We start from the raw sequence: 25,649 nt of genomic DNA, 5'->3' as shown, positions 1-25,649 counted from the left end.
AGCCGCTCAAACGGATTCCTACAGCAGTGCGCTGAACCACTTAATCAGACGATACACCGCCATAGAACCGGAATCTGTAGCCTGAATATCCACCACCCTTCCAAAATTATGCAATCTCCGAATTCGATCGAACGTCTCGACGCAGGCATTACCTTCCAACCAATTACCCCAGAATCCGACTCAACCATCGTTATCGACGATGTCGGGCCTACAGCCTCCGACTGGCTCCCTCGCTGCCTCAACAAACTCCTTCCCCATCTCGCCGACGACCTCCTCACCGTTTGTCAAGCCACTCTCGACCTTGACCCAACAAAGGGCTACGAGAAAGAGCTAGCTGAATTTCTCCAGAACAACAGTATGGAGGCCTACGGCGGAGAGTTTGCCCGGCTTCTCGCACGCTATACACTACGCTATCATCGACTGGAGAAGCTTGGCGATGCCCGTCAAGCGCAGAAAGCTAGTGCGGAATCTCTCCTCTCGAACTTCGCAACCGGCCGAGCGACCTACCTATTGGGCGACCCAACGTGGGAGGAATTCCAACGGGGATACGGAATCCTGTTCCTCATCCTCGAGAAAAACTTGGACGAGTGGACGCTCCCGCACCTCGTTTTCGACTTCGACGGTGACGAGTGGCTAGACTCGACTCATCCCCGCACACGTAATCGTTCGCTCCAATATCTGCTCGCACTTGGACGGGTTGCCCCAATCACCATCTGTACGACACCAGCCGTCGAACGGCGCATCCGCTTACGCCACGCCGACTGGATTGAGGCTGTTACCGAATATTGCAACCCGGCACACCGGCCGCCCCACGGTGTCGCATCTACACCCCTCCGGGAGGCCTACGACCAGCTCGTCACGATGAAGAGCCGAACAGGGAAGGTCAGCATCCTCATGCCGTTTGAAGACCGGTCTACCGCCCCACTAAGCCATCTCTACGGAGTTCTTGGAGATGCGTACTCCCGAAGTACAATCCGCCGATATGCAGGTGAGCTAGCTGACGACCACGAATTCCTCCAGCATACGCAGAACGGCAATACGACTCGGTATTCACTAACTACACGCGGAAGAGCTGCCATCGGCCTTGTTGACGACGATTCCAGCGAAATTCGGATACGGCATCCTCTGTCCCTGTCGGAGGAAGCCGGTTACAACTCGGCAGCATGTACAGTGTATGGGACGCGCCGCGACAAGACCGGGTTACAACCCGACAGGACGTACAGTGAAAACGAGGAGCGCCACACGGAGGGAGACCAATGACTACTCCCGAACAACTACTGGCCGAGACTGGGAGTGCTGGGGAGACGTCGAAGTTTGTGCAGTGGCTTCCGAAGTATAACGGGAGTTCGTGGCCGCTCCATGCTCGGGTGCTTGCAGCCGCTCAAAACGAGGGCGTGAGTTTCGTCGATTATCCGGTTGAGGAGTGGAATGACCCACGGGTGACCTATGTGAGTCTCCTCGATGATTCACTTGTTGTCTCGGTGCAGTATACGGGAGCGTTCCAGACGTTGTTACGGTTGGCGTCAGCTGTGTTTTCGGATAAGCTGTGGCGGACGGGATTGGCAGCTGATAACCTGTGGGCTACCTGTAGGGGCGGATTGGAATCTGAGGTAACGCGCGAACTCCTCCGGGACGCCAGACAGGTCGGCTATCTCCAGCAAGATGATTCGTATGAGTCATTCCGTGAGCGGGTGAAGACGGCACGGAATGGGTTGCGTGGTTCCCTTGGGACAGTATCGAGAAAGGGAGGAGCAGAACGGGCAGAGTTACTCAAAGAGGCTCACGGGTTGTTCGCGTCGGCTACAGCTCTTTACGATCATCTCGGGATTGATGTCGTGGTCGAGATTCGGGTTCCAGAACAGAATCGAACGCAAGACGATGAGTTTCTTGAGCTCTTGGCGAGGACGGTTCCGAAGCATGCCCTCTATAGTGGGCATAGTTTCTACAGGAATGTCTACGAGCCGGATTCGGCGAAGCGAGAGCAGACGGAACCGCTCGCGGAAGAACGGTTTCGGCAGGCAACGACGACCGTCTCGTGGGTAGTTGCTGGGAATCGAGTGAGTGGCTATGTCGAGCCATTACAGGCTCGGTTAGCGGCGTTTGATGAGGAGCATCGACAGGACGACCGGGACGACCATGTCCCGATGCGCCTGCCAATAATGGTCGCCGATACGTGGTCAGAGGATGGCATCAGAAAGGCAATCCGGGTAGCTCTGACGCGGAAGGGGCTGTGTCCGGAGCCAGATTCTATGACTATGCAGAATCTGGTCGGGTTCTTTGGTGGGTTAACGGGGTCTGTCTATGATGTCGTAGACGCGTTACTCCAGTTAGATGGGTCACTGGCTGACGAGATTGGATATCGGGGCATAATTGCGGGGTTAGCGTCGCTGCCAGCGAACCGACTGCTTCCGAGGCATTCACCGACAGTCGGCGTTTTGCTGAAAACGCTCCTCGTAGCGGACGAACCACTCTCTCCGACGGATGTTCTAAACCACGATTCGTTCACCAAGTCCCAAGGTTCCTACTACAATAATAAGGACAAGCTCGAGGCGTTCGGATTGGCCGAGGAGACAGCACAGGGCTGGGAGATTCAGCTGGACGAGTATTGGGATGAGTCAAAGGATGAATTACAGCTACGGCGGGCGAGTGAGGTCCTGTGGGACGCAGCAACCGAGTTGGACTGTGATATTGACTCCTCGCTGTTTGCCTTCCCTCCCGCGTTCGATAAACTGGCTAACGGGGACACCGAGCTAGTTCCGTGGGTTTCGACGGTGGCCGCGCTGAATTGGAAGCCTGTCGGAGACCATGACTCGGGTGTTGTTGTGCTGGGTGCGGATTATCCGCAGGCACGTCTCGGGGAAGATATCGAAGCCGCTGCCAACAGCTAGCTTACGGTTTCTATCGGGCTATTACACTCGACATGGTGGGGTGTCTCCGGGGGAAAGTGCCAGCTAGCTGCTGTCGTTCGTTCTCAGTGAGTTCCGCCTACGGTTTCTATATTCCTAGCAGAGAATGAAATTCCGTTCAATACAGGTGAGAAACCTGCCGAACAGTCCCAGTCAGAGATTCATGAGCTGTGAAGCGGGAAGTTATCGCGCCGTTGCGCGAGATCGGCGACCCGATTATCGACCTGAGCGACGAGATGCCCTACGAGATGCTGCACGAACTCGGCAAGCAGCTCTATCCGTGGCCGCAAGTACACTCACCGCTCGCTCTTCCTCGACGAACTGACCGACGAGGTCCACGACATCATCACCGAGCAAGCGGCCAAAGCCCCGGCAGTGACAGACGCGATTGGTATCTGGCCAATTGACGGGAACGTCGGCCACGGGCCTAACGCCGCCTTCGCGTGGGACGACAAGCAGTACATGGTGTCGATAGAGGGGAACTGGGAGGGTATCGAGAACGCGCCGAACCTCGAGTGGGCGCGTGAAACCGAACAGAAACTGCGCGGCGTGGCCGGTGAGGGGGCCTACGCCGGCTTCACGGGCGTCGAAGAACAGGGCTGGGAAGACTGGTCCGAGCAAGTCTACGGGTCGAGCTACGACCGGCTCGCAGCAATCAAGAATCAGTACGATTCGGAGAATGTGTTCCAACAGAACGTGAATATCGACCCAGACGACGCCTAGATATCGGTGGGCCGTCACCCCAGCAGCCACAACTCACGATATCATCCCCATCTACGAAAGTTGTACTAATAGGACACCGCGCGCTTCAGCGTGCGGGGTAGTGTCAAGTGCGTCTAAACTGTTCTGTACCGGCGTCCACTCTATGAGGGAACGCGGTACAATTCGATCTGTAGGCGTGCCTCGCCTGAGTCTGGGTCTGGAAATTCAATCGACCCGTGCGCGTTCTCGACAACCCACTTGATCAGCCAGAGGCCAAGCCCGCTCGAATGCTCTAACGGGGTCTCCTCGCCCTTCTCCAACGTATACCGTTCCAAATCCGGAATCGAGCCTTCGTTCTGAATCTCGATCTGGGCCATGTCTTCGTTCGGCGTCGAAACAGAGACGACAACGGTTGGAGAATCCGTCTCCTGATGGATAATTCCATTCTCAAGGGCTTCGCGCACCGCAACGTCGAGGTTCGCATCAGCAAGCACCGTTACGCCGTCCGCTCCGGAAAACTGGATGTCCGCAGCCGAATATTCGGCTGTCACTTCTTCGGCGGCTGACCTAATAAGTGGGCCAAGTTGCTGTGGTTCGACCGTCGTATCGCCGGTCGTTTGTTGGATGTAGCGGGCTTTCTCCGCTATCTCGATGACCGATTCAGCATGCTCGGTGGCGATCGCCAGTCGCTGGTGATTCTCGGCGGACAACGACTCCGTCTCGTCTAACAATTCAAGCGTCCCCTTCACGAGATTCAGGTCATTACGGATATTGTGCCGAAGCACGCGATTGACGATCCCTAACCGCTGTTCGCGTTCGTTGATGTCGCGGCGGGCGTTGGTCAGCGAGTACGCTTGCTCCAGCATCAGTGGCGCGTTCAACTCCGAGCTATCGGTCGAACGATAATCCTCAGGTGGGATGTAGAAGGGGTTCCTGCAGAGTTGGTTGCGGTAGACGATCTGTTCGTGAGTACGGAGGGCTTTCGCGGCCGACGTTCCGTTGAAGCGATCGAGGTCGTACTGGCAGAGTGCGGTAACGGGGAGGTCCGGGCAGGCGGCGTCGAAGTCTGCTTCGAAGTCGAGAATATGGTCGAACGACTGGTCGGTATGGAAACACCACGAGTTCTCGCCGGCGAGCCACAACCCATCGTAGCCCTCCGCAACGCTGGCGTTGGCCTCAGTTTCGAGCGTCGAAACCATCTTATTAGGGTCGAATCCGGATTCGAGGTAGACATCCTCAGCATCTCGAATGACGAGGTCGCCAGCGTTAATCCGTTGCTCGACGTCGATATTGGCTCGCCGGAGAGCCGATTTGATGTCGCCAGCGGTGTTGACATCAAGCAGGTAGACACAGCGGTGGCCAGACTGGAGACCTTCGACGAGGAAGGCTGTAGTGGCGGCCAACTGGGCTTCGTTCTCCCGGTAGAAGAGCGCGAGATGGCGTGGCAGATTATGAGACCCGAGTTCTGCCCGGAGGCCGGCAGGGGACGCTTGGCGCGTGGTCTCTGCGGCAGACTGCGCCTCGGGCCATTCCATCATTATCGTGCCTTCGAGACGAAGCCATAAGAACGGTGCTACTAGCCGACATGATGCTCCGAGCGGGTAATGACTCCAACGTGGTTTATATGCTGCGTGGATCGTCGTTCCTATTCTGAAAATCGCCAATCAGCTATCGTTATGGGGGTTTCATAACTCGCTGTGAAGATTCCGTTACGGACACTCGACACGCTGGGGAGTGTTCCCGGTGAGGACACCAGCTAGCTGGTTGCGTCCGTTACGTGATTTGCACGCTGTCTTATGGACACTCGACACGGTGGTATCCTATCCCCTTTACAGTCGCGAGCAGGGGTGTCCCTTTTTCAAACCAGTCTTCTCAGGCTTTGAGGCTCGTATGTAGAGTGGATTTACAGTCGCGAGCAGGGGTGTGGAAGAACACTCGCCACGGTGGAATGTACCCTATCCCATTTACAAACGCGAGGAGGTTATAGGGTTGCTTGGGGAGGATTCTTGTGTTTTAGGTCTTGTACTCGCTATAATTGAGTGATTTAGAAACGCGAGCCGGGGTGTGCGGAAGAACACTCGACACGGAGGTGTCCTATCCCATGTACGAACGCGAGCGGGAGAATCGGGTTTTCAAACCAGTCGGCTCAGGCTTTGAGGGTCGTGTGTAGAGTGGATTTAGAAACGCGAGCAGGGGTGTCGAAGAACACTCGCCACGGTGGAGGGGGTACTCCCTGTAAAGAACCCCTTATGGACTCTTGACACGGCGGGGTAAGTTTGTCAGTCGTGGCCCTGTGTTGAACCGATATGGTAGACCCAGACGAATACTATTCCGAAGACCCGGACTTGGACCACGCCGAGATCGCGCTCGTTAGGCAGGGGCTTCGGGAGCGGTTGGACGAGGAGGATTTCGAGAGTATTAACGTCCAAGAAGCGGCAGAGTTGGCGATTAATCAGGCTCAGGGCTTGCATACAATCCGGACAGTCGGGCAGGCCCTCGACACCGACCACAGCGTCGCGTTTGAGTGCGTCGCGGGAACGCACGAAGCCCTCGATCTCGAACCCGAGGTTGATGGATAGCCCTATCCCGTTTACAAACGCGAGCAGGGGTGTTCCGGTTTCTAGCCGCTCGTTTCAGGGGCCGAACTGTCGTATACCGGGGATTTACAAACGCGACGAGGGGTGGGGTATGGATATCTTGTCTCCGTCGGTACCGCTTAGATGCCGGCAGACTAACAACTCGATATGCCTGTCTCCGACGATGTTCTGGACGAGTTAGAGACTCGGTATCTTACTGACGACAATCCGCTCGATCTCCCGCACTATCTCGACTTGCTGGGTACGATGGCGGACCCGACTCGGTTCGCTATCCTCACCGAGCTGAACGAAGCGGGCAACGACGGGCGTTCACCGGCCGAGTTGGCAGACGCGCTCGACCTCAACGAGTCTTCTATTCGCGATCATATCGACGTTCTAGTTGAGGTCGGGCTTGCCAATCGGTGGCGCGAGGCCAATCAAAACCAGCCGGGAACTCATCTGCACTGCGAGATTAGCGGTTATGGACTCGCTGCCTTCGACGCGTTCGAGGAGCTGCTGGCAGCGGACCGGCGTGCAGCAGAATACTTTCGGAGCGACAGCTAGCTGGTGTTCCTTGTTCATGGCCTGATAGAACTAACTCGAAACGGGGAGGGGAAAGTACTCGCCACGGTGGAGGATACAGCAGGAAGCACCCCAGAATCCTTGTGAAGATTCCCTTACGGACACTCGACACGGTGGGGTGTGTGGGGGTTATAAAGAAATAGAACACTCGACACGGTGGTTCGGGGAGAGGTTACTGATCTCGAACGGCTCATGGTTTGTGAAGAGTCCCTTACGGACACTCGACACGGTGGGGGTGGGGCGCTAGGTGGTGTTCGAAACCGGTTATTGATCTTTCACAGGCTGTTGTGAGAGATCGGTTATGGAACACTCGACATGGTGGGGGGTGTGGAAATTAACGCGAAGCAGAAGCAAGTCTCAACCGTTCATCAGAGATTTCTCTAGGTATAGGCGCTCTATGGTGTCTAAACACTCGACACGCTGGGGTGTGTCTCCAACTATCCAGTCGTCGTAGAGCTAGCTGCAAATTCAATCCTAAATCCACGATTACGGCTATTTGATAGTCCCTATCCAGTGGTTACACTCGACACAGTGGCGGGTGTTCCGAAGAAAGCATCAGCTAGTGTCGTTACAGAAGTGTTCAGCAGCTGTGCAGTCCTCCTCAACAGACCACTAATGATGCGTATAATTAACGCCCATCATTAACGCCCACTATTAGCGGGCATTCACAGTGAGCAGTAATACTGTCAACTACTGATGAACAGTATTGAGGAGGAGTCTAAGGGGTAAATTTGGCTCTTTTTCCCGATTAAAGATGTCGCACTCGCACTCAGGTCTCACAAGAAACCGTATAGCACCAGTATCGACGACGAAGACTAATCGTGTTCGACGGGTTCTCTCCGGGACCGACGATCTAAGGAGAGTTTTACTGGTTGAGACGGTTGTACCGTTACAAACGTCTTAGACGTCCTTACCGGTTGTACCGTTACAAACGTCTTAGATTGCAGTACAACAAGACCTATCGAATACGAGCGTTGAGCGTCGTTCTGACCGCCTCACCGGTATTCCGACCAACGGAATCCCGAGAATATCCAAACAGCATGTACAGGAACCGCCAGCTAGCTGTCGGGAACACACCCCTCCTCGCGCTCGGACTACTCAACCGCTGTGCCCTTATCGTCGATGTCGTTGTGTCTGTACAGGATACCACGGTGTCATCACTGTCAAACCCACCCCACTGCGTCACGACCGTCATCGGAGCGAGGACGCTAGACGAACCAGCTAGCTTTGGAATAGGGTGAACCTCTGACACGCCATCAGACCACAATTCTGGGGTGGTGCAACGTATACATTTATCAACCCGACTGCCGAATCAAATTTTGACAAACTAGTAAGGGATTCGAAGAATGGTAGACAAGCAACTTCTGGTCATCGCTGGTGCTATTGCAGGAGCATTAGCAATTAGCATAACACTCCTTGGTAGAGTGTACGGGGTTTTTCTCGACAGTATTGGGGCTACGGGGGCGATAGTCCTTTCAACGATGGCGCTGACCCTCTATGCACTACTCGTTTTGTCGATTGACAATCGGATTAGAATTAATCAAATGAAAAGAGGTGATGAGAAATGAACCCAGATGATATTGTGGAAACCTTCGTTTCGACCATCCTCGTAGTAATAATGCTCGTCGTTGCGGTTACAATCTGGAACCAAGACATCGGTATGGTCTTAGTTGACCTTCTACCCCAATTTATCGAACTGGCGGTTTGGGTGTTCCTTGGTGTGATCATCGCAGTACTACTTGTTCAACTGTTTGAAAATTCCTGAAAACACAGGTCGGTCGAGAGCCTACTATCCATAGATGAGTTCCTGCACTCAACTATTAGCTATTTCACTGAAAGTAGAATCTGTCTAATAGGATTCCAAAATCAGGAGCAGCAGCGCTGGTTCCTCTATTCAATCGCGAGGAGATGGTACCCGTTGAAGAATACCGTAACTAAACTTCCTAAACCCACTAGTGCCATCGCTACTAGAAGCAAATCAGAATGGGTGTATTCAGCTTTGATACCTAAAACAGCGAATCCCAAGGCGATACACCAAACTAGAAGAGTCAGTGCCGCCGTCCACTTCCTCCAAAAGCTCTCAGGCACTACCTTACGACCCACATCTAAGGGGACTACATCTTCTGTTTGTCGTATATCGTCTCCGCTGAAGACTGAGTGCTGTAAATCCCACAAGATCATCGAGCCGGCAATAGACGCAAGTGAGAGATAGAACTGGATATCGGAGCCAGTGAGTGTGTGAAGATAACCAAGTACTATCGGAGGAAACCAGATTATCTGTCCTCTCTCTTCTCCGAACGTCCGAACTACCTGACTCAAGTCCATGTACTCCCCCACTCCTGATACTGTGAAACTCGTATCGGTGAAAGTGGGTTTCTGTATTTGCGCGAGGGGTCGCGCGTCGACGACACGCGTTCTCCGATAGTGGCCACAGATTCGATCTCGGCCGTGGCCACTAGACGCGACCACCGTCGTCTAGCTAGCTCGACTCGCCGGCTGATTCCTTCCGAACCCGGGAGTCCTACTTAAAGACAAGGCGTTGAGTTACCCGCTGGAACTAGGTATCTGGCGGTCGTGGCCACAAGCATGGGCGACATCCCGACCCAAGTTCGCGTGCGCACTGACCCCGACGACGGCTACGGTCACCGCTACGACGCCATCCAGCAAGCGAAGGCAACCTTCGACGTCGGGAACAATACTGAGGCAATCGTCAAGGCATGCGACCTCGCAGGAAATGTTCTTCCTCAAATCGAGGATGCTCTCGAAGAAGCTGATATCCGACCGTCGGAGAAGGAAAAGCTAGCTGAGAAGCTGAGTACACGGCAAATTTCAGTCGAAGTGGACACAGGACGTGTAGACCTCAAAAACGAATGATACCGTACTAGGGAAGGTGGGGTGAATTACTATTACCAGTAGTTTCTAGTACCGTTTATTTATTCAGAAGAGTGCCTGAAAATGGAACGGGTGAATCGGTGAGTCGGGGGTGTTTATCCAAGGTGGTTTTGGTGAGAGGAATAACGACTGAAGAGAATCCCTTTTTCAATTAGGAGTATTTCCAACCAGCCGGACTTCTTCGACGGAAAAAGCATCTGGGAGTGGTTCCAATCCAAGCCGGATGAGAATCGGCTGAGTGTCTGAATTCTCCGCCAATAATTCCATTACGTTGAGTTGGTCACGCTTCAGTTCTGCTCCAGTACCGGTTTTAATCTCAACCGGAAACTCGTATCGCCAACTTGGGTCGAGTTTACCCAACTCTTCTTTCAACTGTTCCCTCTCCTCACCAGATGGACGATAACGGGCTGTAATCACTCCATCTCGCTCCCACTGGTGGAGTGGTTTTTTGCGTCGGACTGATTCTTCCCCTTGGATTGAATCTTCGCTCTCGATCCGATACGTATAGTCATCAGACCGAGACTGAATTGTGAGGTCGTCTATGGTAACCCAATCTGGAGCTATTGACCGACACATTTCACGAATTAGCTGAGTAGCCGGCTCAGGTGGGGCGTACATAGCATCAAAAAGAGCTTCGCCAATCGCTCCAATATGGTTTGGAGTTAGTTCAATACGCTCTGGATTGTCCATAGCTCTTATTTTCGGCATTCGGTCTTAGGCTTTTGCAGGCACCTGACTGAAACGCCTATTCGGACGATATCTGGGTCTGTTGAGTGCTTACGCTAAGGCCAAAGCCTTTTTTCAAGGCCAAAATAAATCAATTCGATATGGGTGCAACTTTCGAGATTTATGAGGACTCTGCCGGACGGTATCGGTGGCGACTTGTACACGATAATGGGAATATAATTGCCGATGGCGGGGAGGGGTATACATCAAAAGAGAAGGCCCTGCAATCAATCAAGAGCGTACGTAACACCGCTCTCGATGCAGATATTAAAACGAAATAAACTCGTGAAAATGAATCGGGAGGGGTGAAAATGCCAATACAGCAGTTGCGGTTATATGATTTCTTAGTTGATGTTTTTCCGGGGCTATCAGCCATATATTTAATACAACTAATAATACCAGTTGGGGAATTACCGTTCAGAACCCCCTCTGCTAGTGGAATTTTGATTGCAGTAATTTTAGTTGGAGCTGGATATTTGATTGGGAGATTAATCCATTCTCTTTCTAGTACATTTTCCAAAATTTTGGATCATATCGTTCCTGCTGCCAAATACCCTCCGGGCGATTATTCCATCGGTAACAGATTATGGTATGAGTTTAGAAAGTCTCTCCCCGTGGAGGATAGAGAGAAAATAGTTGATGACTTTTTTGCTGATGATTGGGCCCCCGGGAGAGTAAATGGCCCCACCCTTCAAGTCCGTTATCCGTATGTTGATTTTGATATAATTCAAAATATTAAACGGAGGTTTGAGGAGGTATATAACTTCGATCCCGAAAATGCAGAAGAACGAACTATAAGACACTTCGCTTATTCCGAATTATATGATAGTCAAAGCCTATACGAGCGATATAATATATTGGCCACATTTTTTCGAAACATCGCCTTCACATTCTGGATCGCGTTTATAATAACACTCACCCAATACTTGATGTACTTATCTGATACTTCGGGGAGAAAAGTTCCTGTCCCTTGGCTACAAGAACAAAACTCGTGGATTTTGCTTATTTTCCTATTTGCTGTCTCAGTTATTTCATCACGCCAATTATTCAAATACTCTTTTAGAAGAAACCGTCATTTAGTGATTGATTTTTATAATACTATCACTGATTCTGATACTGAGTGATTGGATGAACATCCGGACATCAGGGTAGTCCGGTCTTGGTTTCGAAGTGACTCGATACAAGATACGCGCTCTCAATTAAGCAGGACAGCGAGTACATCGAAGGGAATTGGTAGAAGATTTGGCGGTCCGTTCGCATCTCTACTTACCGATTCAAGCGTTCCACTTTTCCAGTCAAACCGAATCAAGGCAACTACTGCTAAAGATCGTCCTCGCTGAAAATCAGCTTCACGCTGTTTTCAGTGAGCCACTGGTCTTTCGCCTGATAGTCCGGCACATAATCCGCGACAAGCTTCCAAAACTCCTCGCCATGATGCTGTTCAGTTAGGTGTGCTAATTCGTGGACGAGGAGGTAATCGACGACATCAGGCGGTGCCATGATAATTCGCCAATTCAGACTAAGCGTCCCGTTTGTCGAACAGCTCCCCCACCGTGTCCGTTGATTCCGCAGCTCTAATGCCTCGTAGTCCACGCCCATCTGTTCGGCGTAGTGGTCAGCTCGATCCGTGAGATAGTCTCGGGCACGACCACGGTAGAAGTTCTCCAGTACCTGCTCTACCGAGGACTGTTCAACCGCACTCTGGCGGAGTCGGATTGTGTCGTCCTGCACGGAGTGTTTCCGGCACGGCGCCACAACCAGCGTGCGGGGCTCCCCCAGATACGGAAACTGTTCCCCGGCCGCAAACGTTCGGTCAGGCACCTGCTCCCGGTGAGCCTCATACTGCTGCCGTTTGTCCACCACCCATGCCGCGTTCTCCTTGAGCAACGTCGCCGGTTGGACTTCCTCCGAATCAGGGAGGACAACAGTCACACCGTGAATATCGACATCAATCCGAGGCTCCGAGGCCTCCGTACTACGTTGGACATCGTACTCGACGGTCTTCCCCAAGAGGTCAATCGACCGTGAGTCGGCTTTAGCCATGATTTCGGATGAGGTAGTTCCGCATCACGTCGATGAAGTCGTCGTGATCCTGAATCAAGGACCCGAGATTACGTTCCTTCACGAGGACGTCTAGCAGAATACGCTCGATTTCAGCGATGGTCTGCTGGTTCGTCTGCCAGCCGTGGTAGCCTCGGTCCACGCGCTCACGGAATTGGGAGACGATCTCAGCAGCAATCTCTTCGGCCTGCTCTTCGGACTCGATTGCGTCTGGTGTCTCCTCGGTAAGATGGGTGTAGATTGCGAATTCAGCATCACCCATCCCCTGTTCTTCAGCTTCTTTCTCGACCTCAAGGACGTCCTCCTCAACTGATCTCAGTGCCTCAACAGCCTCGGGGTCGCTAATTTCGTCCCCTTGCCAGCGTTCGACGATATCCGTCACGCGTTCGCTTAGCCGCTTGTATCGAGGGTTCTGATTCTCCCGAGGGTGAAGGTGTTCGCGGGTTGCGTGGGCGATTTGGGACGCTTTCACGCCGGGATTCTCTAGTCCCTCGACGTCCTCAAGGTACTCTTCGCCCAGTTTGTACGTCGGGAAGTCACGCTTGATATCCGTAATCTCGACGTGGTCGTTGATGATATCCCGCGTCTTCTCGCGCATGTCTTCCTCCGGGGATTCATCGCCCGACGCCGTGCGTTTGAACGCGACGTGAATCCGGCTGAGCCACTTGTAGTCGTCCTCGATGCCTTCGCTGACGAGCCGGCCGTCTGGAGCGACTGCCTCGTAGAGGTTTTGCAGCCGGCGGAATCCTTGTTTGAACTCACGACGTTCCGGGTGAGTGCTGACACGCTCGACGGCCTCGTAGGTCGCCTCTTGGGTGTCCTCCTTCGGTATTCCATCGAAGATTCCCATCACCGTGTCTAGCTGGTCTACGAGGTCGTCGTAGAGGTCGTCCTTGTCACGGGCTGCGTACGCTTTCGTCTCGGCGTCGTAGTCCAACGCCTCGTCGATGTTCTCGAAGACGCCCTGAAAGTCCACGATCTCGCCGTTTTCCTTTCCTTCGGCAGGCCGGTTGGTGCGGGCGATAGCCTGCATGAGGTTGTGGTTTTTCAGGTTCCGGTCGAGGTACATCGTCTTCAATATCGGCGCGTCGAACCCCGTCAGGAGCATGTTGTGGACGACGAGGAGTTTCGGATTCTCGTCTTCCTTGAACGCCTTGACGATGCTGTCACGCTCCTCGGAGTCGGTGTGGAACTGCTGGATTAGCTCGGGATCGTCTTTCGTTGAGGTGTAGAGGACCTCGACCTCGTCCTCGCCACGCCGGTCGATGAGCCGTTCACCGTACATCGCGGCTGACCGGCGACTCGGCGTCACAACCATCCCCTTCCACCCGTTCGGCGCTACGTGGTCGCCATAGTGCTGGTCAATCTCCGCAACAGCACGATTGACCCGGGGTTCAATTTCTGCGAGCGTCGTCGCAGTCACGTTCTCGCGAATTGCCTCCCGCTTTTCGTCCGTGGTCATGCCACGGAATTCCTGCTCGAACTCTTCGTCTAAGCCCGCCTCGTCTATCTCCCACTCCATTTCGTGGCGCAGTGTGAAGTAGACGGGCAGAATCAGGCCGTCGTCGATACCCTGCTTGACAGAGTAGCGATGCAGGTAGTCCTCGTCTTCGGGCGAGAATTCACGGAACGTGTTGCGGTCCTCGTGTTTCTCTCCTTCACGGACAGGGGTGCCGGTGAAGCCGAAGTGATAGCAGTCGGGAAGCGCTGCTTCGAGGCGACTCCCGAGGTCGGCTTCCATGAAGCGGTGGGCTTCGTCGGACATGACGACGACTTCGTCGTTGCCTTGGACGTCGGGGTCTACGTCCTCGAATTTCTGGATCGTCGTAAGGACTAGCTGGCTTTGCCCCTCTTCGATGAGCTGCTGGAGGTGGTCGATACTCTCGGCTTCCGTCCACTGCTCCAACGAGAGGTTCGCTAGCTGGTCGCGCATCTGGCTGTTGAGCTTGTCCGTATCGACGATCACGAACACCTGCGGGTTCTTCGCGACAGTCGGCTGTGAGAGCAGATTCTCAGCAGCGTACAGCATGGTGAACGACTTGCCCGACCCTTGAGTGTGCCAGATGAGCCCGCGCTTGTGTTCACCCCGACGAACGCGGTCGAGGATACGATTGACCGCGTAATACTGCATGTAGCGCGGGACAATCTTCGCGTCACCACCAGCACGCCGCTCGTAGAACACGAAGTTCTTCAGCAGGTCCAGCAGCGTATCAGGATTGCAGAGCGCCTTCACCGCCTGCCGCATCTCGTTGTCGTCCTCGAACTCTGCCGGGGCGTCGTTCCACGGTTCATAGAACTCGCGGGGAGCGCCGACCGCACCGTAGCGCAGTTCCATCGTGTCGGCAGCGACGTTGAACAGACCGGGAACGAACAGCCGAGGGACGTCGTCCTCGTAGGCTTTGAGGTCGCTGACAGCGTCGTGCCAGTCGTTGTCCTGTGCGCGACTCTTCAGCTCCATCGTGACGAGCGGAATCCCGTTGACGAACAGAGTGACGTCCGGGCGAATTGTCGTCTCACGCGAGACAGAAAACTGATTGACCGCGTGGAAGCGGTTCTGTTCGGGATTCTCGTGGTCAATCAGGTCAACGTAGATGGTTTCGGTCGTGCCGTCATCGCGCTGGACGTTGAACGTCTTGCCCTTGGTGAGCAACTGGTAGAACGCGCGGTTTCCGTCCATCAGGTTCTCGGTGTCGAGGTCGCGACGAAGGGAAGAAACGAACTTATCGACGTTATCCTCGGTCACATCCTCGTTCAACGCGACGACCTGCTCGGCGAAGAGGTTCCAGTAGATGACCTCGTGGCTGTCGCGCTCGTAGGCCTCATCAAGAACGTTTGCACCACGGTCGCCGTCCTGTCCGTGTGTCTCCCATCCGATGCCGTCGAGCCACGAGAGAAGCGAGCGTTCGACGCCGCCCTCGGATGGGGTGCTAACCATACTGCGCGATTTCCTCGGGCACCTCTATGTTAGTGTCGGTCGTGCGGGCTGTTCCGGAGAGGAGGTCTTGCATCAGACCGTGCTTGAGTCGCTTTAGCCGCTCTTTTTCGTTCGTGTTCGCCTCCATCGTCCTCTCTATACTCTTTAGAATATCCACCATCTCCATTTGTTCATCGAGAGGGGGGACAAACACCTCGAACTTCTCAATCATAGATTGGGAAATATTCTGCTGGTGAGTTCCGGCGCTTAGAGCGGTGAGTTGTTTCTTTCGATGGATGAGTTGCTGGTGTAGGAGGTAGGAGTTCATCTCTGACTCGTCAGTGACGATTCCACAACAAGCCTGATTCATAGCCGCCTCCATTCCTAACCGGCCATTCTGCCCTAATGCACCGCCGTACATCGCAAACACGACTGTACCCTCGGGGAATAATTTAGCCGCTGACTCGTCCAGCCCCCGCGATGTTATTGTAGTTTTAGCAGATTCAACTAACCCGCTATTCAAGTCATCTGTTTTGACCCATTCAATATCTCCTCCATAGTACCCCTCTTTGTCTGTATTCGGAGTTCCACCAGAACCAATTCGGTCTGCTATCTCACGTACTGGCTTAACCTCCCAACTGGCCGGGATAATGCCATACTTCGTCTCTTGGAAATCATCATAACCACGAACTCCACGAGAGAATAAGTCTTGCATCGCCCCTTCTCTAAGGCGTTCTGTCTGTGCTATGACCTCCTCAGACTTCTCGATCGCCCGGTCAACCGTGGAGAGTACGGTGGCGATTTTGCGCTGTTCGGGGAGTGGTGGGAGTGGCAGAGAGAGCGACTTCACGAGGTCGGTGTTTAGATGAAGAACTGTTGAACCAGCACTAAACGCCCTCATTCGAGAATGAATATATTCAGTCTGGAGGAGATGCTCAATATACGGCAAATTCACGTCCTTGGTCTTCGGGCGAAGGATAGACAAATCCATAGAGGCCGCAATTTCTCTTTCTGACTCAAACTCTGGTACTCTAATCGAATACCCTACAATATCTCCATCTTGGGTAACATCTGTATTTGCGATTAGTAACTCGCCCGGCTCGACTATTTCTCTCTGGTTCACCTCTCCAGTATAGTATTTTATACTATCCTGATTGAATCCCCCTCCTTTGTTCACCGACTTTAACGTGAGAAATACCCGTCCTCCGTTATCCTCCTCGGAGAGGTGTTCCCCGGTATAATTATTTCCAGAAATGAGATTGAACAGGTCAGAAAGTTCTTCTGAGTCCCACTTCGGGGGAATATTAATCTCGATAGGGCCGAGTTCAAGATTTGAGGGGTTCTCCTCGTTCTTCACAAACTCGTCTAACGTAGCGTCCTCACTCATAGCTCAACGCCTCCAAATGCTCCGTCATCGTCGCCTCAATCTCATCCCGTTCAGCCTGTAACTCGCGTAACTTCGCCAGTTCCTCCGCCACATCAACATCCTCCTCCGGCTCTGTGGTATCGACGTACAGCGCGATGTTGAGGTTGTAGTCGTTCTCTCGAATCTCACCGAGCGACACCGTGCGACTAACGCGCTCTTCGATCGTCCACTCGCGGAAGTTCTCAACGATGTGGTCGAGGCCGTCCTCGGTGAGTTCGTTCTGGTTCGATAGTTCCTCGTAGAACGCCTCGTCTGCGGCGTGGATGAACTGTACTTCGCCCTCGCGTTCGGCGGGTTTGTCCGTGTTCAATACGAGGACTGCGGAGGGAATCGAATTGTTCTGGAATAGATTCTCGGGAAGTCCGACGATGGCCTCCACCATATCATTCTCAAGCATGTACTCCCGATACCGCGACTCGTGCTTGCGGAACAGCACGCCGTGAGGGATGACGATAGCGGCTTTCCCCCCTGCCTCATCGCGTTCGGGACGCTTCAACTGCTTCGCCATGTGCATGATGAAGGCGTAGTCGCCTCGGTCGGCACGTGGGAGTTTTTCGTGCCAGTCGAAGCGCCCGTACGGGTCGTCTTGGAGGTCGTCTTTCGCCCAATCAGCGGAGAACGGGAAATTAGCTAGCACACGGTCGAAGCGCGTCAGCTCGTTCTCCTCGTCGTTCGTGAAGGCAGGATTCGAGAGGGAATCTTCGCGCCGAATCTCGCCATCCAGTCCATGGATGGAGAGGTTCATCTTCGCAATCGCCGCAATATCCGGGTTGATTTCCTGCCCGGTGAACGTCAGCTTCGTCGGGTCACTACTCTGCTCGTCACGGTAGTAGCGCGCGGCCTCGATGAGCATCCCACCAGAACCCACGGTTGGATCGTGGAACGTCATTCCGTCCTCGAAGTCATCGACGAGGCGAACGCAGAGATTGACGATGTGCGGGGGCGTGAAGAACTGCCCACCGGACTTGCCCTCTTCTTCTGCGAAGTGGCGCACAAGGTCCATGTACGCCTCTCCGAGCATGTCTGGGGGGATGCTGTCGCGGTCGAGGTCGTGCTTCGAGAGGTGTTCGACTAGCTTGCCGAGACGGTCGTCGTCGAGCGCGTCCGCGTCGATGTAGTCCGCGCGGAAGACGCCAGCTAGCTCGGGGTTCTCTTCGGTGAGTGCGTCGAAGGCCTCGTTCAGGGCTTGATCGACGTTGTCGCTGACGGCGCGAATATCCGCCCACAGATAGCCTTCAGGAACGACCGGGATGTCGTAGAGGTTGTTTCGGCGGGCGAAGTCTTCGCCGTACTCCTCGACGTTCTCAGCGTACTGTTTTTCGAACTCATCGGAGATAGACTTGTAGTAGACCAGCGGCAGAATGTACTCCTTGTAGTCGGTCGGGTCAACGGCGTCGCGGATGATGTCCGCACACTTGAACAAGTGCGTTTCGAGGTCATCCAAAGAGAGAGGCATACCGTGTAGGTCCCTTCGGACCACTATATGTTCTGCGGTGAGCAGGACACTAACCGACGGCTATAATTCGGAGACGGAACGCAAAATCACGGCAATACTCCCTAGAATCAGCACGATTAGCAGAAGGAACATGCCGCCAGCGACGAAGGCCCCTGCATCATTACCAACTCCCTCAAACCCGAGGTCGGTAAGGAAGCTATCGACCATCCCACCTGCACTGAGTGCAGTGATGATGATAACAGCAAGAATGGCAAGCGCTGCGATTATGATTAGCCAAATCCACGAGGGAATCCCCTGATTTCCACCACGCCGATTCATTAACAATCTCGTAGTTTACGACGACGAAGTATCTTTTCCCTCACCTATTGCAGAATCTTCCGAAATAAGGACTAGGTGAGCCTAAGCGAGCGGATGAAGAGATATTCTGAAGGCCTAGTTTTATACTCTGACAGAACCATGCTAGAGTATCTCCCACTGAACCCGAGGCACCCTGAAACCACACGCCTCGTTCAGAAAACAAGCCGGGAGACCAACGACGCATGACTGACTCTGAACCCCCACAGTCTGTTCCAAACCTCGTAACCACAGCCGATGCACCGAGCGGATGCATCCCTCTGGTTGAACCGTACAACGCCCACCTCCAGTTTGTAGAAAACTGTCCGGAAGGCACGGTCGTTCTCGTCCGTATGAGTGATATTGAGCCATTCATCCGCCGGGGTGAAACGGCTTCAACGCTCTTCCCCGAGAAGGTCGCAGTAGCGACCACAACGACGGTGAATGACGAATATCTCGATGGGTTAGATTGGCAGCGTGAAGCCGAGCTAGTCCACAAATTCAATCCGACGTTCCACATCCCTTGCGACGTTCCAGTTTACGAAGAAACCGACCGCTCGGAACGTCGTGACCGTATTGAAGGATACCTCGACAGGACTGTCGCAGTGGCGCAAGAACTGGCCGGAACCGACATCGAACTCATCCCGCTACTGAAGGGTGTCAATATCGAGGAGTGGCAAATCGTTAGCCGCGTTTTCGACCTCCTCGGTGTTGAGTTCTATGCCTATTAGGTAGTGTTCAGATAAGCTGATTCCATGCGAAGCTGAACGATCTGAGCCAATCGTCGGCGGTATCTGCTGCGGCGTTGCTGAAACAGTTCGAGAACGATGAGGTTCGTCGTTTTATCTCTCGAAAGACACGTTCGACAGCATTCCGATTCCCGTGTTTTTCATATTGGAATCGGAGGCCGTGTCGTTGACAGGCGTCTTTCAGCGTGGGTGCACCATCAACGAGAAACACGGCATTATCGACATCATGTTTCTCGCGGAGGTCGGCGAAAAACGAGCGAGCAATCACGTTCGTACGCGTCGGCTCAAGCTTTGTATGGAGCAATTCGTTTGTTTCTGGATCGACAGCAGCGTACAGCCAGTACTGCTCGTTATTGAGTCGGATCACGGTTTCATCAACGGCAACGTGATCCGGACTCCGTCCTGACTCGGGCTGTAGGTCGGCTTTGTGAACCCAGTTATGGACGGTGGAGCGTGCTCGTTCGACACCGAATATCTCAAGTATAGAGACAGTATTTGAAAGTGAGAGTCCAGCAAGGTGGAGCTGAATACTGAGCTTCATCAGCAGCTGCGGTGTCGCTTCTCGTTCAACAAACTCTAAGTCGATCTGGTCTAAACAACCGCTGAGGCGGGCGTTTTCTGGCATGGACACCTGAAAACCGCACCGCCTCACCTTTCAATCCTTATCTGAACACCGCCGCCTATTACGGGACCCAGTATTTCCTCAGTGGTGCGGGATTCGGCAGCCTGCTGGAGGACCTCCGAAACGTCGTCTGCCAGATGCCCGACCGAGAAATATTCTTGATTGGGCTGCTCGCTCCCCAGATGTTAGAGCGACTTCCGCCACAGGTTGTAGCAGCATCTGGACTGCATCAGTGGCGGACGTGGGTTAGCCTCAGAGAAGTCCCTGCAATTGTCTCACGGTCGCGATATGAGTCGCTTCGAACAGAGGTCGCGTCGACATTAGGTGAGGGGCAGACTCCCCTCGGAGTTTGGACGGATAATTCCCAGAAGGAGGTTGTATAATATGGGCGACACACATCAAACCGGACACACGTACTCGGGTGGTGGTCGAGGATCGACGGACACCGGACAAATCGGCAATACGATTCGGAATACTATCCGAGAAGGGGACGAAGTAGACGAATCGTATCGCGATTTCGCTGAGGATAGCGGTCTGACCGACCGACAGGGCGAGACAATCTCCAACCGACGTGATGTCTTGGAAGAGATTCTCCGAGAAGAACTGGGTGTTCACGACTCCCGGCTTATCGGTTCTTTCACGCGGCGTACCGTGACTGGACCGATGACGGAAGAAACGGACGCGGACATGATGGTCGTTCTTGACGCGCAAGAACACCGGCACTGGATTGAACAGGAAAGTGGGCCGCGAAATTGCCTACGAGCGATTAAGCGTCGGATAAAGAGTGACCCCCGATTTTCCGAGACGGATGTCAAGATTGACCAGAATGCAGTTCAGGTGAAGTACCACGATTCCACCATCGAAATCGTTCCGGCATTCCGGTATTCCGAAGTCCCGCACGCGGAGCATCCACGGGATGGACTCAACTTGTTTAATGATGCCAGTGACGGGTACGCTATTCCAGACACCCACGGACAGGAGTCATGGATTGGGACGAATCCGAGAGCGTACAAGCAGCGCTTCGACGCACGAAATGAAGCGCATGATGGGCGAGTTGCCGGGCTAACTCGGGTGATGAAGAAATGGTCCGAGAACAACGATGTTCCCACTAAGGGATACGCGATGGAGGTGATGGTCTACAACTACTTCGCTGAAAAGGCCGAAACGGGCGGAGCAGTTCCAGAGAACTATCACGACCTAGCGCGAGACTTCGTTGACTCACTTCCGGAACGAGTTCGTGGCACTCCGCGAGAGCCCGTGTACGACGGCGCTGTCGATAACCACTGGAGTAGTGAGGAAAGGCAGGAAGCAGCAGAGAAAGCGAAGCGAGCTGCGCAAACACTTGAGGAAGCGAAGAGATTGAAGGAGCAAGGACGAACACAGGAGGCGAAAGAAAAACTTCGAGAGGAGTACGGTGAGGGGTTTCAGGACTGATATGGATGTCCTCTCTAACTCATAGGACTGTCTATGGAGACGATTGACGCCGAGGAACGGCGAGAGCGGGTTCGAAAGCGTACGCTAGACCAAGCATCGAGTGCATGGTACACGTACAACCAGCACTATAAAGCAGCTAATTTCTACAAATTCCTTAGTTTAGGACTCTCATCCATCATCGCAGTTATTGGCGGAGTTCTCTCGTATGGCCTAATCTGGGATGGCGTCCCAAATTGGCAGATGATTGTGTTAGCCGTCTCAGTATCGGTGGTTTCCGGGATACAATTAGTAGTTGAACCGGGTGAGAAGCGTGATCGTCTCCAAAATTCGGCTCAGCAATACCATGCCTTGTTTGATGACCTCGTAGATTTTCTGTCGTTGCGAGTTCCGTACGAGAACGACCGTGATGACGCAATCGTAGCGGAATATGAAGAGTTCCGTAAACGGCGGGAGGAGCTGAACGAAGAGATGCCAGACGTTAGCAGCGTCTGGTATCACTACCTCAAGTGGACAAAAGGGTCGAAAGGTATGCAGGAAGCCTTTGCAGACGATATCGCTGAGGAGCTATTTGAATAACAGACTGACAAATAATGCTTGACGACCTTATTTCTGCACTCCGGTATTCCCGGAACACGGATTCGAATTCTCCAAGGACAACACTCGGAAGAGGGCGAAATGTTGTTCGAAAGTATCTGCCGGTGATAGCCTGTTTGATGATACTGGGAATTGGGCTCGGGCTCTTGAAAGTTCCAGATGCTGCTCTGCTATCGGCATATTTGTCGGCACCCTTCGCTGTAGAATCACCCATAGTTCTTCGATCTCTCCCTCTTATTGGCCGACTTCTCCCACGGGCAACTATTCTGGTAGAAATCGGGATGAATGTCGGAACGGTTGGTTTCGGGCTCAGTTTGTCCGCTATTTTCTGGTGCCTTCGAAAAATCGGAATGCTATCTCTGACATGGTCTTGGTTCAGATCGCAGCGGTAAGATCGACTACGAAATGAAACGTCAGTAGTGGATACAAACGACACAGGAGATAGTGTATACTGGACTACGACTTACTGCGTCTTCTAGACTTATCCTAGATTGCAAGCACATCGTCGTCCACCTAATTAGGATGATTTGCTTTTGGATAATGGTCAGACTGGTTGATTATCGGCGTCCAGCGACTGCCCTCTCCTGCATAGAACGGCATGGTATTATGGTCGTTCGAAGGAACGCTCAGGTATGAGCGATTGGGAATCCCTATCCGACGAAATTCTCGCTGGAGCGGAATATACGAATGCTGAACGGGGATGGCGGAAGTCGGAGACTGGTGAAGAAGTAATCATCTACAGGGTCGAAGGTACTGGTATGGAGGAAGTCACGGACAAAGAATGGGCAGTCCAACATCCTGACGACGAAACGGGCGAACACACCCATTTCTTTGACGGCTTTGAGGAGGCTGAAGGGTTCGCAAAGGAGTTTGTCCAGTAACCCCCATCGGACAGAAGAGTACGTTAGCTAGCTGGCGTTATGCAGCAACCCAACCATACAGGCATGAACGACGACACTTCCGACGACGACCCCGACCCAGAGAACAGCTCTCCCCGTTCAGTAGCTGAAACCGCGTCAGCGTTAGAACTAGGGATTGAGCTAGACGACCACGACCCGCTCATGCAGGACATCGACGGCGTCACGATGCCACCCGCAGACGCCCCCGAAGACGACGAGAACTAGCTGTCCTCCGTGTCATCCGTACCATCAGACCGCCGAGGGTCGTCGCACCCGGACTCGATTATCCGCACAGCTGAGACCGCTGGCCCGTCATAAGGCCCATAACGCGTTAACGGCGAGTCGTCTCCATCGTCGTCATCCCCACTGCCGGGGTCGTCGTCGCTCCGGAAGTATTCATTCGCGCGCGTTTCGGCTTCGAGAAGTTCTTCAACGGCGTCGAGAGCGGCTAAGCCGTATCCCCCGATTTCGAGGTGCATGTGCGTTCCTTGTTCGCCCTCGTCCGAATCGCGCCACCGCCGGACGAGGTACCGTTCGGAGAGCGCGCCGATATCGTCGCAGACCTCGGATTCGTCGAGATCGAGCGCGGCGGCCAGCTCGTCGGGAGTCTTTCCCTCGTTGCCTGCATCCCGGAGTTCGTCGAGGAGGGCAAATCGCGTCGGGTCTGAGGCGAGCTTCAGAACGTCAAGGTAGCGCGGTAGGTCGAGCAAGTGGTCGTCGAGATACTGGTCCTCCAACCCGTCAATTACGTCGTCGGAGACAGGCATATCGACGTGTTAGTCCGCCGGCATCATAAGCCGTGACAACGCGACTAGCTAGACCGCGACCCCCACCCCGTCTCGCGAGTCTAAATCCCTCCAATTCAGACGATACACGACCTAAGAACAGGAATCAGATTCAGACACCGCCGTCAACATCGGCCTCGGGATCGAGATCGAGGGCTTCGTGTGTACCCGCGACAATTTCCCACGCAGATTTGTTTTCGTCGAGGCCGAGGGCCTGCCCGACCGTCCGGATAGTCTGTCGCCCCTGCGCCTGCTGGATAGTGAGCGCCGCCGCTTCCCCGACGTCTAGCTCCCCGAACGTCTCCTCGTCCAGTCGCCCCCGAAGTTCCTCCCGTACACGCGCAACCTCGTCGTCACCGAGGTCGGGGTCGGATTCGTAGTCGTCTGGGTCGACCATACAACACACCACGGCGTCATGACTGACAAATCCTACCCCACTGCGTCACGCCCGTCGCGACTGTCAAACCCACCCCACTGCGTCACGACCGACACCAGAACAAGTACCACCGAGAACAACGACCGTCAGAAGTACGCCAGCTAGACGACGTCGAAATTAAGCGTAGAAGCCGTCGTCGCCAAGAACAACACAATCCTTGGTTTCTCCCGTCCAACTCGATTCGACACCGAGGTCGTCGGCCGCTTCGAGGACGAGTTCAGCGGCCTCCTTGTCCGGGTAATTCACGAACATCGTTTCGGTCGCGGAACCCTGTGCAATCCATGTGAGGAGGATGTCAGCGTCAACGTCCGGAGTGCAGGCCCCGCAGCCGGTCGCGCGTCGGGAGACGTTCTTGTCGGAGAGGTCGTCAACGTGTTCGAGGACGTCAACAAACGCCTGCCGGACTTTATGGTTCTTCGTGTGGAGGCCGCAACTGTCGAGATAGCGGGCAGACTTGATGATTTCGGGCGATTCGTTCGTGGAGCGAGTTTCGATAGCGTTCATGGTTCTGTGCAATTCAGCGATTGAGGTTGATGGTTGTGTGCCATCACCTGCTCGTTCTGCTTATTGAAACTTAAATGCTAGCCACCTACTGAATCCCAAATTATCCCTAATACACACCATAGGAGTTTTGTATCGCCTGTTCTACTCTCGGGGAGGTTACCGAATACCTATTTAATGTTTTGGTCAATACGGCACCGACTCTGCGCTCATGACAATATCAGAAACGAAGTGTACTCGGCGTTTGACGGAGAGTCAACGATTCAGCAGACCACACTATAGCATCACTTACGAAGAGATATCTATCGCGGCTCAGCAGTGGAGTTACCTGTGAGTTCGATGCCTACGCACGAAGAACGAACACACAGCAGAGTCTATCAGAACGACCGGCGAGACTCACAGGTAGTTCGTCAGCTCCGGCACGATCGACCTCGTCGGTGGGACTAACTCTTCGATGATAGGGCAAACCCTTAGCCAAGAAAACCTACAAGCAGTAGATGCGGTTACGACGCGCTGAAAGTGGCCGCCGTCTGCTAGCACTCCTTTCGGTAACTCGTGGAAGCCACTCCCAAATAGAGGCGTCCACGTTTCTCGAAACACGAATTCCGCGTCTAGCTAGGTGATTCTCGGACTCACCAAGATATAGAACCACAACGTGGTTACACAGCACCATTCTGTTGATTTCTCTGAATGCTCTGAGAATCAACCGCTAAGGCACAAATACGGAAAGAATCAAAGTATTTCAGGTTCTCTCAAGTGGTATGCATGATTTAACTGGATTCCAACGTGACCTGCTCTACACAATTGCGGGACTAGACGAGCCGCACGGACTCGCAGTTAAAGAGGAACTGGAAGACTACTACGAGTCTGAGATTCATCACGGCCGTCTCTACCCAAATCTCGACACTCTCGTAGACAAGGGACTCGTCGATAAAGGTGAACTCGACCAGCGCACCAACTACTACACACTAACGCGACGAGGCCAGCGAGAGATTGCGGCACGTCGGGACTGGGAGCAACAGTACGTCGATCTCGACGACTAATTCTTCGTAGGC

Annotated in this window: 28 protein-coding genes; 16 read left to right on the top strand and 12 right to left on the bottom strand. The window is 53.7% G+C overall.

What is annotated here, in order from left to right; genetic code table 11:
* Nucleotides 1-108 precede the first annotated feature (108 nt).
* From AVZ66_RS16505 to AVZ66_RS00310, 3 genes are all read left to right on the top strand, one after another.
* A complete protein-coding gene (locus tag AVZ66_RS16505) occupies nt 109-1,260 on the top strand; it encodes a hypothetical protein (protein ID WP_058980694.1) in 1,152 nt (383 codons plus the stop codon).
* Nucleotides 1,257-2,888, top strand: a complete 1,632-nt coding sequence (locus AVZ66_RS00315; RefSeq protein ID WP_058980692.1) for a hypothetical protein — start codon at nt 1,257-1,259, stop codon at nt 2,886-2,888. Before AVZ66_RS16505 ends, AVZ66_RS00315 begins: the two co-directional genes overlap by 4 nt.
* 393 nt (nt 2,889-3,281) lie before the next feature.
* Nucleotides 3,282-3,629, top strand: a complete 348-nt coding sequence (locus AVZ66_RS00310) for a BBE domain-containing protein (protein WP_058980690.1) — start codon at nt 3,282-3,284, stop codon at nt 3,627-3,629.
* Nucleotides 3,630-3,769: 140 nt separating this feature from the next.
* On the opposite strand, the gene AVZ66_RS00305 is transcribed toward AVZ66_RS00310, so the two are convergent.
* Nucleotides 3,770-5,146, bottom strand: coding sequence for an MEDS domain-containing protein (locus AVZ66_RS00305; protein ID WP_058980685.1), 1,377 nt, complete (start codon nt 5,144-5,146; stop codon nt 3,770-3,772).
* Nucleotides 5,147-5,914: 768 nt separating this feature from the next.
* On the opposite strand from AVZ66_RS00305, the gene AVZ66_RS00300 reads away from it, so the two are divergent.
* The 4 genes from AVZ66_RS00300 to AVZ66_RS00290 all read left to right on the top strand — a co-directional run bounded on the left by AVZ66_RS00300 (nt 5,915) and on the right by AVZ66_RS00290 (nt 8,531).
* A complete protein-coding gene (locus AVZ66_RS00300) occupies nt 5,915-6,187 on the top strand; it encodes a hypothetical protein (RefSeq protein WP_058980683.1) in 273 nt (90 codons plus the stop codon).
* Between the two features lie 165 nt (nt 6,188-6,352).
* A complete protein-coding gene (locus tag AVZ66_RS00295) occupies nt 6,353-6,748 on the top strand; it encodes a helix-turn-helix domain-containing protein (protein WP_058980681.1) in 396 nt (131 codons plus the stop codon).
* A 1,364-nt stretch (nt 6,749-8,112) separates the two neighbouring features.
* The gene (locus AVZ66_RS16060) at nt 8,113-8,334 is read left to right on the top strand and encodes a hypothetical protein (RefSeq protein ID WP_157575563.1); all 222 of its coding nucleotides are present in this window, start codon (nt 8,113-8,115) and stop codon (nt 8,332-8,334) included.
* Nucleotides 8,331-8,531 (top strand): hypothetical protein, encoded by a 201-nt coding sequence (locus AVZ66_RS00290; protein ID WP_058980679.1) that lies wholly within the window; start codon nt 8,331-8,333, stop codon nt 8,529-8,531. Before AVZ66_RS16060 ends, AVZ66_RS00290 begins: the two co-directional genes overlap by 4 nt.
* A gap of 125 nt (nt 8,532-8,656) precedes the next feature.
* Here AVZ66_RS00290 and AVZ66_RS16055 read toward each other — a convergent pair whose 3' ends face one another.
* Entirely contained in the window at nt 8,657-9,091 is a 435-nt protein-coding gene (locus tag AVZ66_RS16055; protein ID WP_157575562.1) for a hypothetical protein, read from the bottom strand.
* 261 nt (nt 9,092-9,352) lie between these two features.
* Between AVZ66_RS16055 and AVZ66_RS00285 the strand changes: the two genes are divergently transcribed.
* Nucleotides 9,353-9,640, top strand: a complete 288-nt coding sequence (locus AVZ66_RS00285) for a hypothetical protein (protein WP_157575561.1) — start codon at nt 9,353-9,355, stop codon at nt 9,638-9,640.
* A 165-nt stretch (nt 9,641-9,805) separates the two neighbouring features.
* Here the strand turns inward: AVZ66_RS00285 and AVZ66_RS16050 are convergent, their stop codons facing one another.
* Nucleotides 9,806-10,348 (bottom strand): hypothetical protein, encoded by a 543-nt coding sequence (locus AVZ66_RS16050; RefSeq protein ID WP_157575560.1) that lies wholly within the window; start codon nt 10,346-10,348, stop codon nt 9,806-9,808.
* A gap of 137 nt (nt 10,349-10,485) precedes the next feature.
* Here AVZ66_RS16050 and AVZ66_RS15550 point away from each other — a divergent pair, with 137 nt between their 5' ends.
* Both AVZ66_RS15550 and AVZ66_RS16045 read left to right on the top strand, forming a co-directional pair.
* Nucleotides 10,486-10,665 (top strand): HVO_2922 family protein, encoded by a 180-nt coding sequence (locus AVZ66_RS15550; RefSeq protein WP_082678728.1) that lies wholly within the window; start codon nt 10,486-10,488, stop codon nt 10,663-10,665.
* Nucleotides 10,666-10,695: 30 nt separating this feature from the next.
* Nucleotides 10,696-11,508, top strand: coding sequence for a hypothetical protein (locus AVZ66_RS16045; protein ID WP_157575559.1), 813 nt, complete (start codon nt 10,696-10,698; stop codon nt 11,506-11,508).
* A gap of 196 nt (nt 11,509-11,704) precedes the next feature.
* Here AVZ66_RS16045 and AVZ66_RS00275 read toward each other — a convergent pair whose 3' ends face one another.
* Genes AVZ66_RS00275 through AVZ66_RS16040 form a run of 5 tightly spaced genes read right to left on the bottom strand, consistent with a single transcriptional unit; the run spans nt 11,705 to nt 18,559 of the window.
* On the bottom strand, nt 11,705-12,427 hold the full coding sequence (locus AVZ66_RS00275; protein WP_058980673.1) for a M48 family metallopeptidase: 723 nt from the start codon (nt 12,425-12,427) through the stop codon (nt 11,705-11,707).
* Nucleotides 12,420-15,380, bottom strand: a complete 2,961-nt coding sequence (locus AVZ66_RS00270; RefSeq protein ID WP_058980672.1) for a type I restriction endonuclease subunit R — start codon at nt 15,378-15,380, stop codon at nt 12,420-12,422. Before AVZ66_RS00270 ends, AVZ66_RS00275 begins: the two co-directional genes overlap by 8 nt.
* A complete protein-coding gene (locus AVZ66_RS15545) occupies nt 15,373-16,746 on the bottom strand; it encodes a restriction endonuclease subunit S (protein WP_082678727.1) in 1,374 nt (457 codons plus the stop codon). The genes AVZ66_RS00270 and AVZ66_RS15545 overlap by 8 nt, the downstream gene beginning before the upstream one ends.
* On the bottom strand, nt 16,739-18,241 hold the full coding sequence (locus tag AVZ66_RS00260; RefSeq protein ID WP_058980668.1) for a class I SAM-dependent DNA methyltransferase: 1,503 nt from the start codon (nt 18,239-18,241) through the stop codon (nt 16,739-16,741). The genes AVZ66_RS15545 and AVZ66_RS00260 overlap by 8 nt, the downstream gene beginning before the upstream one ends.
* A 60-nt stretch (nt 18,242-18,301) precedes the next feature.
* Nucleotides 18,302-18,559, bottom strand: a complete 258-nt coding sequence (locus AVZ66_RS16040) for a hypothetical protein (RefSeq protein ID WP_157575558.1) — start codon at nt 18,557-18,559, stop codon at nt 18,302-18,304.
* Between the two features lie 221 nt (nt 18,560-18,780).
* On the opposite strand from AVZ66_RS16040, the gene AVZ66_RS00255 reads away from it, so the two are divergent.
* Nucleotides 18,781-19,305 carry a hypothetical protein gene (locus tag AVZ66_RS00255; RefSeq protein ID WP_157575557.1) on the top strand — a complete coding sequence of 175 codons (525 nt, stop codon included), beginning with the start codon at nt 18,781-18,783 and terminating at the stop codon, nt 19,303-19,305.
* 7 nt (nt 19,306-19,312) lie between these two features.
* On the opposite strand, the gene AVZ66_RS15540 is transcribed toward AVZ66_RS00255, so the two are convergent.
* Entirely contained in the window at nt 19,313-19,948 is a 636-nt protein-coding gene (locus AVZ66_RS15540; RefSeq protein ID WP_082678726.1) for an IS6 family transposase, read from the bottom strand.
* Between the two features lie 381 nt (nt 19,949-20,329).
* Here AVZ66_RS15540 and AVZ66_RS00245 point away from each other — a divergent pair, with 381 nt between their 5' ends.
* From AVZ66_RS00245 to AVZ66_RS00230, 4 genes are all read left to right on the top strand, one after another.
* The gene (locus AVZ66_RS00245) at nt 20,330-21,379 is read left to right on the top strand and encodes a CBASS oligonucleotide cyclase (RefSeq protein ID WP_157575556.1); all 1,050 of its coding nucleotides are present in this window, start codon (nt 20,330-20,332) and stop codon (nt 21,377-21,379) included.
* A gap of 33 nt (nt 21,380-21,412) precedes the next feature.
* Entirely contained in the window at nt 21,413-21,955 is a 543-nt protein-coding gene (locus AVZ66_RS16035; RefSeq protein WP_157575555.1) for a hypothetical protein, read from the top strand.
* Nucleotides 21,956-22,605: 650 nt separating this feature from the next.
* Nucleotides 22,606-22,854: a hypothetical protein gene (locus AVZ66_RS00235; protein WP_058980659.1), complete on the top strand. Its 249-nt coding sequence runs from the start codon at nt 22,606-22,608 to the stop codon at nt 22,852-22,854.
* Between the two features lie 63 nt (nt 22,855-22,917).
* Nucleotides 22,918-23,097, top strand: coding sequence for a hypothetical protein (locus AVZ66_RS00230; RefSeq protein ID WP_058980657.1), 180 nt, complete (start codon nt 22,918-22,920; stop codon nt 23,095-23,097).
* Here AVZ66_RS00230 and AVZ66_RS00225 read toward each other — a convergent pair.
* The 3 genes from AVZ66_RS00225 to AVZ66_RS00215 form a co-directional block, all read right to left on the bottom strand.
* On the bottom strand, nt 23,094-23,639 hold the full coding sequence (locus AVZ66_RS00225; protein WP_058980655.1) for a helix-turn-helix domain-containing protein: 546 nt from the start codon (nt 23,637-23,639) through the stop codon (nt 23,094-23,096). The two genes, AVZ66_RS00230 and AVZ66_RS00225, sit on opposite strands and share 4 nt — an antisense overlap.
* 130 nt (nt 23,640-23,769) lie before the next feature.
* A complete protein-coding gene (locus tag AVZ66_RS00220; RefSeq protein ID WP_058980653.1) occupies nt 23,770-24,054 on the bottom strand; it encodes a hypothetical protein in 285 nt (94 codons plus the stop codon).
* Nucleotides 24,055-24,210: 156 nt separating this feature from the next.
* On the bottom strand, nt 24,211-24,597 hold the full coding sequence (locus tag AVZ66_RS00215; RefSeq protein WP_058980651.1) for a hypothetical protein: 387 nt from the start codon (nt 24,595-24,597) through the stop codon (nt 24,211-24,213).
* A 758-nt stretch (nt 24,598-25,355) separates the two neighbouring features.
* Here AVZ66_RS00215 and AVZ66_RS00210 point away from each other — a divergent pair.
* Nucleotides 25,356-25,637 carry a PadR family transcriptional regulator gene (locus AVZ66_RS00210; protein ID WP_058980649.1) on the top strand — a complete coding sequence of 94 codons (282 nt, stop codon included), beginning with the start codon at nt 25,356-25,358 and terminating at the stop codon, nt 25,635-25,637.
* Nucleotides 25,638-25,649: the final 12 nt, after the last annotated feature.

Source organism: Halobacterium sp. CBA1132, assembly GCF_001485535.1.
Taxonomy (GTDB): Archaea; Halobacteriota; Halobacteria; order Halobacteriales; family Halobacteriaceae; genus Halobacterium.
This window is presented reverse-complemented; position numbering and strand designations above follow the sequence as displayed.

Excerpts from the sequence above, each read along its gene's own strand:
- AVZ66_RS16040 (WP_157575558.1), bottom strand. The coding sequence starts at position 18,559 with ATGAATCGGCGTGGTGGAAATCAGGGGATTCCCTCGTGGATTTGGCTA.
- AVZ66_RS00210 (WP_058980649.1), top strand. The coding sequence starts at position 25,356 with ATGCATGATTTAACTGGATTCCAACGTGACCTGCTCTACACAATTGCG.
- AVZ66_RS00305 (WP_058980685.1), bottom strand. The coding sequence starts at position 5,146 with ATGATGGAATGGCCCGAGGCGCAGTCTGCCGCAGAGACCACGCGCCAA.
- AVZ66_RS16055 (WP_157575562.1), bottom strand. The coding sequence starts at position 9,091 with ATGGACTTGAGTCAGGTAGTTCGGACGTTCGGAGAAGAGAGAGGACAG.
- AVZ66_RS16050 (WP_157575560.1), bottom strand. The coding sequence starts at position 10,348 with ATGGACAATCCAGAGCGTATTGAACTAACTCCAAACCATATTGGAGCG.
- AVZ66_RS00235 (WP_058980659.1), top strand. The coding sequence starts at position 22,606 with ATGAGCGATTGGGAATCCCTATCCGACGAAATTCTCGCTGGAGCGGAA.
- AVZ66_RS16035 (WP_157575555.1), top strand. The coding sequence starts at position 21,413 with ATGGAGACGATTGACGCCGAGGAACGGCGAGAGCGGGTTCGAAAGCGT.
- AVZ66_RS00315 (WP_058980692.1), top strand. The coding sequence starts at position 1,257 with ATGACTACTCCCGAACAACTACTGGCCGAGACTGGGAGTGCTGGGGAG.
- AVZ66_RS00220 (WP_058980653.1), bottom strand. The coding sequence starts at position 24,054 with ATGGTCGACCCAGACGACTACGAATCCGACCCCGACCTCGGTGACGAC.
- AVZ66_RS00225 (WP_058980655.1), bottom strand. The coding sequence starts at position 23,639 with ATGCCTGTCTCCGACGACGTAATTGACGGGTTGGAGGACCAGTATCTC.
- AVZ66_RS15550 (WP_082678728.1), top strand. The coding sequence starts at position 10,486 with ATGGGTGCAACTTTCGAGATTTATGAGGACTCTGCCGGACGGTATCGG.
- AVZ66_RS15545 (WP_082678727.1), bottom strand. The coding sequence starts at position 16,746 with ATGAGTGAGGACGCTACGTTAGACGAGTTTGTGAAGAACGAGGAGAAC.
- AVZ66_RS15540 (WP_082678726.1), bottom strand. The coding sequence starts at position 19,948 with ATGCCAGAAAACGCCCGCCTCAGCGGTTGTTTAGACCAGATCGACTTA.
- AVZ66_RS00215 (WP_058980651.1), bottom strand. The coding sequence starts at position 24,597 with ATGAACGCTATCGAAACTCGCTCCACGAACGAATCGCCCGAAATCATC.
- AVZ66_RS00230 (WP_058980657.1), top strand. The coding sequence starts at position 22,918 with ATGAACGACGACACTTCCGACGACGACCCCGACCCAGAGAACAGCTCT.
- AVZ66_RS16060 (WP_157575563.1), top strand. The coding sequence starts at position 8,113 with ATGGTAGACAAGCAACTTCTGGTCATCGCTGGTGCTATTGCAGGAGCA.
- AVZ66_RS16045 (WP_157575559.1), top strand. The coding sequence starts at position 10,696 with ATGCCAATACAGCAGTTGCGGTTATATGATTTCTTAGTTGATGTTTTT.
- AVZ66_RS00270 (WP_058980672.1), bottom strand. The coding sequence starts at position 15,380 with ATGGTTAGCACCCCATCCGAGGGCGGCGTCGAACGCTCGCTTCTCTCG.
- AVZ66_RS00285 (WP_157575561.1), top strand. The coding sequence starts at position 9,353 with ATGGGCGACATCCCGACCCAAGTTCGCGTGCGCACTGACCCCGACGAC.
- AVZ66_RS00275 (WP_058980673.1), bottom strand. The coding sequence starts at position 12,427 with ATGGCTAAAGCCGACTCACGGTCGATTGACCTCTTGGGGAAGACCGTC.
- AVZ66_RS00295 (WP_058980681.1), top strand. The coding sequence starts at position 6,353 with ATGCCTGTCTCCGACGATGTTCTGGACGAGTTAGAGACTCGGTATCTT.
- AVZ66_RS00290 (WP_058980679.1), top strand. The coding sequence starts at position 8,331 with ATGAACCCAGATGATATTGTGGAAACCTTCGTTTCGACCATCCTCGTA.
- AVZ66_RS00245 (WP_157575556.1), top strand. The coding sequence starts at position 20,330 with ATGGGCGACACACATCAAACCGGACACACGTACTCGGGTGGTGGTCGA.
- AVZ66_RS16505 (WP_058980694.1), top strand. The coding sequence starts at position 109 with ATGCAATCTCCGAATTCGATCGAACGTCTCGACGCAGGCATTACCTTC.
- AVZ66_RS00260 (WP_058980668.1), bottom strand. The coding sequence starts at position 18,241 with ATGCCTCTCTCTTTGGATGACCTCGAAACGCACTTGTTCAAGTGTGCG.
- AVZ66_RS00255 (WP_157575557.1), top strand. The coding sequence starts at position 18,781 with ATGACTGACTCTGAACCCCCACAGTCTGTTCCAAACCTCGTAACCACA.
- AVZ66_RS00300 (WP_058980683.1), top strand. The coding sequence starts at position 5,915 with ATGGTAGACCCAGACGAATACTATTCCGAAGACCCGGACTTGGACCAC.